General features: G+C 65.9%; 10 protein-coding genes. 7 read left to right on the top strand and 3 right to left on the bottom strand.

Annotation, left to right across the window (positions count from 1 at the left end):
- From A5625_RS10765 to pknB, 5 genes are all read left to right on the top strand, one after another.
- A partial coding sequence (locus A5625_RS10765; protein WP_066992750.1) for a PP2C family serine/threonine-protein phosphatase occupies nucleotides 1-1,042 on the top strand: 1,042 nt, incomplete at its 5' end.
- Entirely contained in the window at nucleotides 1,039-2,448 is a 1,410-nt protein-coding gene (locus tag A5625_RS10760) for an FtsW/RodA/SpoVE family cell cycle protein (protein ID WP_066992742.1), read from the top strand. The genes A5625_RS10765 and A5625_RS10760, both read left to right, overlap by 4 nt.
- Nucleotides 2,445-3,923 carry a D,D-transpeptidase PbpA gene (gene pbpA, locus A5625_RS10755; protein ID WP_066992739.1) on the top strand — a complete coding sequence of 493 codons (1,479 nt, stop codon included), beginning with the start codon at nucleotides 2,445-2,447 and terminating at the stop codon, nucleotides 3,921-3,923. The genes A5625_RS10760 and pbpA overlap by 4 nt, the downstream gene beginning before the upstream one ends.
- Nucleotides 3,920-5,209 (top strand): serine/threonine-protein kinase, encoded by a 1,290-nt coding sequence (locus A5625_RS10750; RefSeq protein WP_066992736.1) that lies wholly within the window; start codon nucleotides 3,920-3,922, stop codon nucleotides 5,207-5,209. Before pbpA ends, A5625_RS10750 begins: the two co-directional genes overlap by 4 nt.
- Nucleotides 5,206-7,083 carry a Stk1 family PASTA domain-containing Ser/Thr kinase gene (gene pknB, locus A5625_RS10745; protein WP_066992733.1) on the top strand — a complete coding sequence of 626 codons (1,878 nt, stop codon included), beginning with the start codon at nucleotides 5,206-5,208 and terminating at the stop codon, nucleotides 7,081-7,083. The genes A5625_RS10750 and pknB overlap by 4 nt, the downstream gene beginning before the upstream one ends.
- Here pknB and A5625_RS10740 read toward each other — a convergent pair.
- Together A5625_RS10740 and A5625_RS10735 are read right to left on the bottom strand one after the other, a co-directional pair.
- Nucleotides 7,061-7,759 (bottom strand): aminodeoxychorismate/anthranilate synthase component II, encoded by a 699-nt coding sequence (locus A5625_RS10740; protein ID WP_066992730.1) that lies wholly within the window; start codon nucleotides 7,757-7,759, stop codon nucleotides 7,061-7,063. The genes pknB and A5625_RS10740 overlap by 23 nt on opposite strands.
- A 48-nt stretch (nucleotides 7,760-7,807) precedes the next feature.
- Entirely contained in the window at nucleotides 7,808-8,551 is a 744-nt protein-coding gene (locus tag A5625_RS10735; protein ID WP_066992727.1) for a DUF881 domain-containing protein, read from the bottom strand.
- 129 nt (nucleotides 8,552-8,680) lie between these two features.
- Between A5625_RS10735 and crgA the strand changes: the two genes are divergently transcribed.
- Nucleotides 8,681-8,962: a cell division protein CrgA gene (gene crgA / locus A5625_RS10730; RefSeq protein WP_066992724.1), complete on the top strand. Its 282-nt coding sequence runs from the start codon at nucleotides 8,681-8,683 to the stop codon at nucleotides 8,960-8,962.
- Between the two features lie 155 nt (nucleotides 8,963-9,117).
- Nucleotides 9,118-9,543, top strand: coding sequence for a PH domain-containing protein (locus A5625_RS10725; RefSeq protein WP_066992716.1), 426 nt, complete (start codon nucleotides 9,118-9,120; stop codon nucleotides 9,541-9,543).
- A 24-nt stretch (nucleotides 9,544-9,567) separates the two neighbouring features.
- On the opposite strand, the gene A5625_RS10720 is transcribed toward A5625_RS10725, so the two are convergent.
- Nucleotides 9,568-10,116, bottom strand: a complete 549-nt coding sequence (locus A5625_RS10720; RefSeq protein WP_066992714.1) for a peptidylprolyl isomerase — start codon at nucleotides 10,114-10,116, stop codon at nucleotides 9,568-9,570.
- Between the last annotated feature and the right edge of the window lie 97 nt (nucleotides 10,117-10,213).

Here is a 10,213-nt window from a genome sequence, read left to right as displayed (position 1 = left end):
GCGTTCGTTGATCATGCGCGCTCTCACCGGTCACGAGGTCGAGCCGACATTGATCATGCGTGAGGCGCGCGCCGGCGACCGCTATCTGCTGTGTTCGGACGGGTTGTCGGATCCGGTGAGCGACGAAACAATCCTCGAGGCCTTACAGATTCCCGACGTCGCCGAGGCCGCATACCGGCTCATCGAATTGGCGCTGCGCGGCGGCGGCCCCGACAATGTGACCGTCGTGGTGGCCGATGTGGTCGACTACGACTACGGGCAGACCCAGCCGATTCTTGCCGGCGCGGTGTCGGGCGACGAGGATCAAATGACCCTGCCCAACACCTCCGCCGGGCGCGCCTCAGCGATTCGGCCACGCGATGAATCCGCCAAACGCGTTGCGCCGCAACCGGAAACAACGGGCCGGCCGCGGTGGTCGCGCCGGAAAATGTTCGTCGCCGTAGCCTTGGCGGTGCTGTTGGTGTTCGCTGGCCTCACGGTCGGATGGTGGGTCATCCAGCGCAACTATTACGTTGCGGAATACAGCGGTCGGGTCTCCATCGTCCGCGGAATTCAGGGCACCCTGTTGGGCATCCCGTTGCAGGAGCCCTATCTGGTGGGCTGTCTGAACGGCCGCAATGAGCTGTCTCTGATCAGCTACGGGCAATCCAGCAGCCACGCCAATTGCCAACCGATGACCCTGAAGGACCTGCGCCGCCCCGGACAAGTCCAAGTTCAAACCGGACTGCCGGGCGGCAGCCTGGACCAGGCCGAATCGCAGCTGCGGCAACTGTTGGCCGAATATCTACTACCAATCTGTCCACCACCGCGCGCCACGTCCCCGCCCGGGTCGCCGGGCACCCGCAGCGGAACACCCGAATCCGGCACGACAGCAGCACCTGCACCACCGAACACCTCTCCGAGCGCCAGCCCCTCACCGAGCACGAGCGCCAATGGCCCCGCGAACTCTGCGCCGGCAGGCCCGACGACCACGTCGCAGACAGTAACCGCGCTTCCCGGGCCGCCACTTCAACCGGGCATCGATTGCCGGACGGTGGCATGACGACACAGCTTCAGCCGCCGGTCGCGGTCACGCCCCCGTTGCCTACCAGGCGCAATGCCGAGTTATTGCTTCTGGGGTGCGCGTCACTCATCACCGTCGCCGCGCTGCTGATAGTCGAAGCCAACCAGGAACGCAATCTGCACTGGACCGCGGTCAGCTACGGACTGATCTTTCTTGTCGTGTTCGGGTCGGCGCACGTGGCCATCAGGCGATTCGCCCCCTACACCGATCCGCTGCTGTTGCCGATCGTGGCGTTGCTCAACGGCCTTGGCCTGGTGATGATTCACCGGCTTGATCTGGTCACCAATCAGCTCAGCGGCCGCCACCATCCCAGCGCGACGCAGCAGATGCTGTGGACGCTGATCGGCGTGGTGACCTTTTCCCTGGTGGTCACGTTCTTGAAAGATCATCGGCAACTGGCCCGCTACGGCTATATCTGTGGACTGGTCGGTCTGGTCTTGCTGGTGATCCCCGCCCTGCTGCCGGCCTCGCTCTCCGAACAGAACGGCGCCAAGATCTGGATTCGCTTTCCGGGCTTCTCAATTCAGCCCGCTGAGTTCTCCAAGATTCTGCTGCTGATCTTCTTCTCCGCGGTGCTGATCGCCAAGCGGCGCCTGTTCAACAGTGTCGGCAAGCACTTCATGGGGTTGACCCTGCCCCGTCCCCGCGACCTCGCACCCCTGTTGGCGGCATGGGTGATCGCGGTCGGCGTGATGGCCTTCGAAAAAGACCTTGGCACTTCGCTATTGCTGTACACGTCATTCCTGGTGGTGGTCTACCTCGCCACTCAGCGCTTCAGCTGGGTGGTTATCGGCCTGGCGCTGTTCGCCGCGGGAAGCGTTGTCGCGTATTACATTTTCGCCCACGTCCGGGTGCGGGTGCAGATGTGGTGGGACCCGTTCTCCGACCCAGACGGCAGCGGCTATCAGATTGTGCAGTCGCTGTTCAGTTTCGCCACTGGCGGGATCTTCGGCACCGGACTCGGTAACGGCCAGCCCGACACCGTGCCGGCCGCCTCGACCGATTTCATCATCGCCGCGTTCGGCGAAGAGCTGGGGTTGGTGGGCCTGGCCAGCATTCTGATGCTCTACACCATCGTCATCGTGCGGGGCCTGCGCACGGCGATCGCCACCCGCGACAGCTTCGGCAAGCTGCTCGCCGCGGGCCTGGCGTCAACGCTGGCTCTGCAGTTGTTCATCGTCGTCGGCGGGGTAACCCAGCTCATTCCGCTGACCGGGTTGACCACCCCGTGGATGTCCTACGGTGGCTCGTCGCTGCTGGCGAACTATGTCCTGCTGGCCATCCTGGCGCGCATCTCGCACAGCGCCCGTCGACCGTTGCGCACCCGCGCTCGCAAGGTGCCGCCGATCGCCTCGGCCGGCACCGAGGTGATCGAGAAAGTATGAACGCCTCCCTGCGCCGGATCTCGGTGACCGTGATGGCGTTGATCGTGTTGCTGCTACTCAACGCCACGATGACGCAGGTCTTCGCCGCCGACTCGCTGCGCGCCGATCCGCGCAATCAGCGGGTACTGCTCGACGAGTATTCGCGCCAGCGCGGCCAGATCGTGGCCGGCGGGCAGCTGTTGGCCTATTCGGCTGCCACCGACAACCGGTACCGCTTCCTGCGCGTCTACCCGACCCCCGCGGTGTATGCGCCGATCACCGGGTTCTACTCGCTGCGCTATTCCAGCAGCGGTCTGGAACGCGCCGAGGATCCGCTGCTGAACGGCTCCGACGAGCGGCTGTTCGGCCGCCGGCTGGCCGACTTCTTCACCGGGCGCGACCCGCGCGGCGCGAACGTCGACACCACGATCAAGCCAAGGGTCCAGCAGGCCGCCTGGGACGCGATGCAACAGGGCTGCGGTGGGCCGCCGTGCAAGGGCGCCGTCGTCGCCCTCGAGCCGTCGACCGGCAAGATCCTGGCGATGGTGTCATCGCCGTCCTACGACCCCAATCTGCTCTCGTCGCACGATCCCGAGGTGCAGGCGCAAGCATGGCAGCGGCTCCGTGACGACCCCAACAACCCGCTGACCAACCGCGCCATCTCGGAGACCTATCCACCCGGGTCCACCTTCAAGGTGATCACCACCGCGGCTGCGCTGCAGGCCGGTGCCTCCGATGCCCAGCAGCTGACCGCCGCCGCTTCCATTCCGCTACCCAACAGCACCGCAACGTTGGAGAACTACGGTGGGGAATCGTGTGGAAACGAGCCGACGGTGTCTTTGCAGCAGGCTTTCGCCCTGTCCTGCAATACCGCATTCGTCCAGCTCGGCCTCCTCACCGGGTCGGATGCGCTGCGCAACATGGCGCACTCATTCGGACTGGACAACACACCCAGCGTCATCCCGCTGCAGGTCGCGGAATCCACCGTGGGGATCATCCCGGACGCCGCGGCGCTGGGCATGACGAGCATCGGCCAAAAGGATGTCGCTATGACGCCGCTGCAAAACGCCGAGATCGCCGCGACCATCGCGAACGGCGGGGTGACGATGCAGCCCTACCTGATCGACAGCCTCAAGGGGCCCGACCTGACCACGATTAGCACCACGGCCCCATATGAGCAGCGGCGCGCCGTGTCGCCGCAGGTCGCCGCTAAGCTAACAGAGCTAATGGTCGGCGCCGAGAAGGTCGCACAGCAGAAAGGGGCGATTCCCGGCGTGCAGATCGCATCCAAGACGGGTACCGCAGAGCATGGCACCGATCCGCGGCACACACCGCCGCATGCGTGGTACATCGCTTTCGCGCCCGCACAGACCCCGAAGGTCGCTGTGGCGGTGTTGGTGGAGAATGGCGCCGACCGCCTGTCCGCGACGGGGGGTGCACTCGCCGCGCCGATCGGACGGGCTGTGATCGAGGCCGCGCTACAGGGAGGACCATGAGCCCGCGAGTTGGTGTGACGCTGTCTGGCAGATACCGTCTGCAGCGCCTGATCGCCACCGGCGGCATGGGTCAGGTCTGGGAGGCGGTGGACAGCCGGCTGGGCCGACGCGTCGCGGTCAAGGTGCTCAAGCAGGAGTTCTCGCAGGACCCGGAGTTCATCGAGCGGTTCCGCGCCGAAGCGCGTACCACCGCGATGCTCAACCACCCCGGGATCGCAGCCGTCCACGACTACGGCGAAAGCCAGCTGGACGGGGAGGGCCGTACCGCCTACCTGGTGATGGAGCTGGTCAACGGTGAGCCGCTGAACTCGGTGCTCAAGCGCACCGGCCGGCTGTCCCTGCGGCACGCGCTGGACATGCTCGAGCAGACCGGGCGTGCCCTGCAGGTGGCGCACGCCGCCGGTCTGGTGCACCGCGACGTCAAACCGGGCAACATCTTGATCACCCCGACCGGGCAGGTCAAAATCACCGACTTCGGTATCGCCAAGGCCGTCGACGCCGCCCCGGTGACCCAGACCGGGATGGTGATGGGCACCGCCCAGTACATCGCCCCCGAACAGGCGCTCGGTCACGACGCCACGCCGGCCAGCGATGTGTACTCGCTGGGAGTTGTTGGGTACGAGGTTGTTTGCGGCAAGCGGCCGTTTACCGGTGACGGTGCTCTGACGGTGGCGATGAAGCACATCAAGGAGCCGCCGCCGCCCCTGCCCGCGGAGCTGCCACCCAACGTGCGTGAACTCATCGAGATCACCCTGGTGAAGAACCCCGCGATGCGTTACCGCAGCGGGGGACCGTTCGCCGATGCCGTGGCAGCGGTGCGCGCCGGTCGTCGTCCGCCGCGGCCCAGCGCGACGCCGCCTGCCGGCCGGGCCTCGCCAGCGGCCATCCCGTCCAGCCCGACCACGCGAGCCGCGGCGATATCTCCCGGCCGCAGCGCTGCGCCTCGTCGGTCCCGGCCGACAACGGGCGGCCACCGGCCGCCGCCGGCCCGGCGCACCTTCTCGTCGGGTCAGCGTGCGCTGTTGTGGGCCGCCGGGGTGCTGGGCGCGCTGGCGATCATCATCGCGGTGCTCATCGTCATCAATTCACGCGCGGACCAGCAGCAACAGCCGCCGACGGTGACCGACACCGGGACCCCGCCCGCCTCGGCCCCGCCGCCGCCGGCGACCAAAACGCCGAGCGGGTCTGCAGCACAGACCAATCTGCGGCTTAACTGGCCCGATGCCTGGACAATAGGGACCTCCGGCTTCCGCAACGCGCCGGCCCGACACGGAACACCGCAATGACCACGCCGCAGCACCTGTCCGACCGCTATGAACTGGGCGAAATCCTCGGCTTCGGGGGTATGTCCGAGGTTCACTTGGCCCGCGACGTCCGTCTGCATCGCGACGTCGCGGTCAAGGTGCTGCGCGCTGACTTGGCCCGCGATCCCAGCTTCTACCTGCGCTTCCGGCGCGAGGCGCAGAACGCCGCCGCGCTCAATCACCCGTCCATCGTCGCCGTGTACGACACCGGCGAGGCCGAGACGCCCACCGGGCCGCTGCCCTACATCGTCATGGAGTACGTCGACGGCGTCACGCTGCGCGACATCGTGCACACCGACGGTCCGCTGCCGCCGCGCCGAGCCATCGAGATCATCGCCGACGCCTGCCAGGCGCTCAACTTCAGCCACCAGAACGGCATCATCCACCGCGACGTCAAGCCGGCCAACATCATGATCAGCACCACGAACGCGGTGAAGGTGATGGACTTCGGTATCGCCCGGGCGATCGCCGACAGTGGCAACAGCGTCACCCAGACCGCCGCGGTGATCGGAACCGCCCAGTACCTGTCACCCGAGCAGGCCCGCGGCGACACCGTCGACGCGCGTTCCGATGTGTACTCATTGGGCTGCGTTCTCTACGAAATCCTCACGGGCGAACCGCCTTTCGTCGGCGACTCGCCCGTTGCGGTTGCCTACCAGCACGTCCGGGAAGACCCCGTTCCGCCATCGCAGCGGCACGAAGGCATTTCGGCCGAGCTCGACGCCGTCGTGCTCAAGGCGCTGGCCAAGAATCCCGACAACCGCTACCAGACCGCAGCGGAGATGCGTGCCGATCTGATCCGGGTGCACAACGGGGAGAAGCCCGAAGCGCCCAAGGTACTCACCGACGCCGACCGGAGCTCGCTGCTGTCCAGCGCCGGCGGCGCCGGCCCTACCCGCACCGATCCGCTGCCCCGCCAGGTTCTCGCCGACGCGGGCGAGGACCGCAACGTCGGTTCGGTCGGCCGCTGGATCGTCGCGGTGGCCGCACTGGCGGTCTTGACGATCGTTGTTGTCATCGCTTTCAACACGTTCGGCGGCGGTACTCGCGATGTACAGGTGCCTGACGTGCGCGGACAGGTGTCCGCCGATGCTATCGCCGCGCTGCAGAACCGCGGGTTCAAGACCCGCACCCTGCAAAAGCCGGATTCGGCGATCCCGCCCGACCATGTCATCGGTACCGACCCCGGCGCCAACGCGTCGGTCAACGCGGGCGACGAGATCACCATCAACGTCTCTACCGGGCCAGAGCAGCGTGAAGTGCCCGACGTTTCCTCGCTGACTTACTCCGACGCGGTCAGCAAGCTCAAGGCCGCCGGCTTCAGCAAGTTCAAGCAAGCCAACTCGCCGTCGACCCCGGAACTGCTGGGCAAGGTGATCGGGACCAATCCGCCGGCCAACCAGACCTCGGCGATCACCAATGTGGTCACCCTCATCGTCGGCTCCGGGCCGGAGACCAAGCAGGTTCCCGATATCGCCGGACAGACCGTCGACACCGCACAGAAGAACCTGACCGTCTACGGCTTCAGCAAGGTCACCCAGGTGCAGGTGGACAGCTCGCGACCGGCCGGTGAGGTGATCGGCACCAATCCGCCTAAGGGACAAATGATTCCGGTGGACTCGGTGATCGAGTTGCAGGTGTCCAAGGGCAATCAGTTCATCATGCCCGACCTGTCCGGGATGTTCTGGACCGACGCCGAACCACGGCTACGCGCGCTGGGCTGGAACGGGATCCTGGACAAGGGCGCCGACGTCGACGCCGGTAGCGCCCAATCCCATCGGGTGGTGTATCAGAACCCGCCGGCCGGCACCGGGGTCAACCGGGACGGCATCATCACGCTGAAGTTCGGTCAGTAGCCGTCGGATCGGTCGGAAAATACGGCCGCACCGCGGAGCGCACGTCGTGCTCGAGGCGGCGTACCAACGTGTCATTGCGCACCCAGCCGCAATCAGCGAGCCAGTTCGCCAGCATGCGGTGGCCGCCCTCGGTCAGGATCGACTCCGGATGGAACTGGACACCATGAATGGGTAACTGCGTGTGCCGCACACCCATGATCACCCCGCTGCGGGTCTGCGCGGTCACTTCCAGCACCGGCGGCAGCGACTCCGGCAAGATGGTCAGCGAATGGTAACGGGTCGCCGTGAATGGATCCGGAAGTCCTTGCAGCACACCGACATTGGTGTGATGGACGCTGCTGGTCTTGCCGTGCAACAGTTCGGGAGCGCGATCGACGGTGGCGCCGAACGCGACGCCGATGGCCTGATGGCCCAGACAGACCCCGAGCAGCGGAGTCCGCTCGGCGGCGCACGCGCGAACCATCCCGATCGACGCGCCCGCCCGCTCCGGGGTGCCCGGCCCCGGGCTCAGTAGCACTCCGTCGAACTGCCGGGCGACGGCGGCATGATCAGCTGAGAGGTCGGAGAGCCGGGTGTCGTCGTTGCGCCAGACTTCCGCATCCACGCCCAGCTGACCGAGGTACTGCACCAGGTTGAACACGAAGCTGTCGTAGTTGTCGACGACCAAGATCCGCATCGTGTCAGGTTACCGTCCGAACGCGCCGGCCCCGCTGCTCAGCAGGCATCAGTACCCGATCGGGCCGTTGGATTGCGCGAAGTGCAACCGGTCGGGCTCGAAATGGCCGACGACCTGCACGTCGGACTTGACCTCTTCTTGATAGCCGAGGCCGAAACGGACCACGTACTGCTTGTAGAGGATCACCAAGGGAGCGGCGGCCAGCGCGGCCTGCATGGCCGCCGCGTTGCCGATCGCGGTGATTGTGTAAGGCGGGCTGTAGGTACGCCCGTTCAGCAGCAGCGTGTTGCCGACGCAGCGCGGCACCGATGTGGCGATGATCCGCTGGTCTTGCATCTGGATCGCCTCGGCACCGGCGCTCCACAACGCATTGAGCACCGCCCCGATGTCTTGCTGGTGGACCACCAAGTCGTCGGGAGACGCATCCCGCGGGAACCGGCCATTGGCATCGCGCTGCGCGTCCGCGAGCGTCACCACCAGGCCAGGCCCGTGTACCGCATTCATGTCGGCCTCACCGGCGAGCTGGTTGGTGCGCCGCAGCATGGCCGCCAGCGCGGCATCTGACGACCGCCCGTGCGCGGCGTCGATCTTGCCGGCCAGTTGCTCGCGTTGGGCGCTCAGACGGTTCACCGACGACTGCGTCTCGCGGACCAGGTCCACCAGGCGCGGGGCGTCACTGCGCCGGATTTCGGCGCCGCCGGAGACACCATGGGTGGCGGCAAGCAGCAACCCGGCCAGCAGGCAGACGACCGGGACGCCCAAGCGCCACGGCGACCGACGCGTCTGGGTCATCGACTCTCCATTTCCTGGTCACCGTCCCAGGTGAGTTAGTCTCGTAGCCAAGCTATGAGTGCAGTTGCAGTATCAATCGTTGCACCCCGTCCCGCTCACCGTGTCGTTGAGGTAATCCGCGAGGTAATCATGCCCAAGTCCAAGGTCCGCAAGAAGAACGACTTCACCGTCAGCGCGGTCAGCCGCACCCCGGTGAAGGTCAAGGTCGGACCGTCCAGCGTGTGGTTCGTCGCGCTGTTCGTCGGGCTGATGCTGATCGGGCTGATCTGGCTGATGGTGTTCCAGTTGGCCGCCGTCGGCAGCCAGGCGCCGACCGCCCTCAATTGGATGGCCCAATTGGGCCCGTGGAACTACGCGATCGCGTTCGCTTTCATGATCACCGGTTTGTTGCTCACGATGCGCTGGCACTGAGCGGGCCAGTCATCGAAATGAATTCATTTCCGGTCTAATTTGACACCGCGTCAGCAACTTCCCGGTCACCCAATCACACGCGTGTGATTTATCCCCACTGTTGATAGCTGATGTGGATAACCGCATAGACCGTGGTGGGAGGGGCTAAGGACAGCATGCAGCAAACACAATGGGGCCCTCATGCGACCGGAATCGCTGGTTGTGGAGCCGCAGGTGTTTTGATGGCTATCGCGAGTGTGACCGTGGTCACAGACGCGCCGGGCCGCGTTCTGGCGGGCGTTGCCGCAGTGGGTCTGCTCTTGTTTGCGGGCATGTCGTGGCGCGCTCGTCCCAAGCTGGCAATCACGCCCGACGGACTCGTGCTTCGCGGCTGGTTCCGGACGCAGGTATTGCAACATCACGACATCAAGATCATCCGCATCATCGAATTCCGCCGCTACGGACGCAAGGTGCGGATGCTCGAGGTCGAAAACGCCGACGGCGGCCTGGCGCTGTTCTCCCGCTGGGACCTTGGGACGGACGCCGTGGAGGTGCTCGACGCGCTCACGGCAGCCGGCTACGCGGGCCGTCAACAGCTCTGATCGGCCCGCGGCTTGCCGCCTGGCTCAGGAGATGGTGATCGACTCGATGACGACGGGCTCGGTGGGACGGTCGTTGCCGTCGGTGGCCGTCGCGGAGATCGACTCGACGACCTGCTGCGACTCGGGGTCGGTCACTTCGCCGAAGATGGTGTGGCGCCGATTCAGGTGCGGAGTTTGGCCAACGGTGATGAAAAACTGCGAGCCGTTGGTACCCGGACCCGCGTTGGCCATTGCCAGCAGGTAAGGCTTGTCGAATTGCAGTTCGGGGTGGAACTCATCGGCGAACTTGTAACCGGGGCCGCCGCGACCGGTTCCGGTCGGGTCGCCGCCCTGGATCATGAAGCCCCGGATCACTCGGTGAAAGACCGCGCCGTCGTAGAAGGGGCCGGAGGAGCCTCCCGATGCGTTCTGCGTCGAGTACTCCTTGGTGCCCTGCGCCAGGCCAACGAAGTTGGCGACGGTCTTGGGCGCGTGGTTACCGAATAGCGCGACCTTGATGTCGCCGCGATTGGTGTGGAGCGTGGCGGTAGCAGTCTGAAAGGGGCTGTTAGTCACGGCATCAGAGTCTGCCACTACCCGCGGGCGTGCCCGCACCCGGTGCCACCGAATCTTCAACCGCGCCGAATCCCCCGCGCGCACACACTGCAGACACCGACGTCCCTATGCTGGC

This window comes from Mycobacterium sp. 1465703.0 (assembly GCF_001672975.1).
GTDB lineage: Bacteria > Actinomycetota > Actinomycetes > Mycobacteriales > Mycobacteriaceae > Mycobacterium.
The sequence above is the reverse complement of the archived record's forward strand: the minus strand, read 5'-3'. Positions and strand labels throughout refer to the sequence as shown.

What these genes read in the sequence shown, in the direction of transcription:
- A5625_RS10760 (WP_066992742.1), top strand. Translation starts at nt 1,039, where the DNA reads ATGACGACACAGCTTCAGCCGCCGGTCGCGGTCACGCCCCCGTTGCCT.
- pbpA (WP_066992739.1), top strand. Translation starts at nt 2,445, where the DNA reads ATGAACGCCTCCCTGCGCCGGATCTCGGTGACCGTGATGGCGTTGATC.
- A5625_RS10750 (WP_066992736.1), top strand. Translation starts at nt 3,920, where the DNA reads ATGAGCCCGCGAGTTGGTGTGACGCTGTCTGGCAGATACCGTCTGCAG.
- pknB (WP_066992733.1), top strand. Translation starts at nt 5,206, where the DNA reads ATGACCACGCCGCAGCACCTGTCCGACCGCTATGAACTGGGCGAAATC.
- A5625_RS10740 (WP_066992730.1), bottom strand. Translation starts at nt 7,759, where the DNA reads ATGCGGATCTTGGTCGTCGACAACTACGACAGCTTCGTGTTCAACCTG.
- A5625_RS10735 (WP_066992727.1), bottom strand. Translation starts at nt 8,551, where the DNA reads ATGACCCAGACGCGTCGGTCGCCGTGGCGCTTGGGCGTCCCGGTCGTC.
- crgA (WP_066992724.1), top strand. Translation starts at nt 8,681, where the DNA reads ATGCCCAAGTCCAAGGTCCGCAAGAAGAACGACTTCACCGTCAGCGCG.
- A5625_RS10725 (WP_066992716.1), top strand. Translation starts at nt 9,118, where the DNA reads ATGCAGCAAACACAATGGGGCCCTCATGCGACCGGAATCGCTGGTTGT.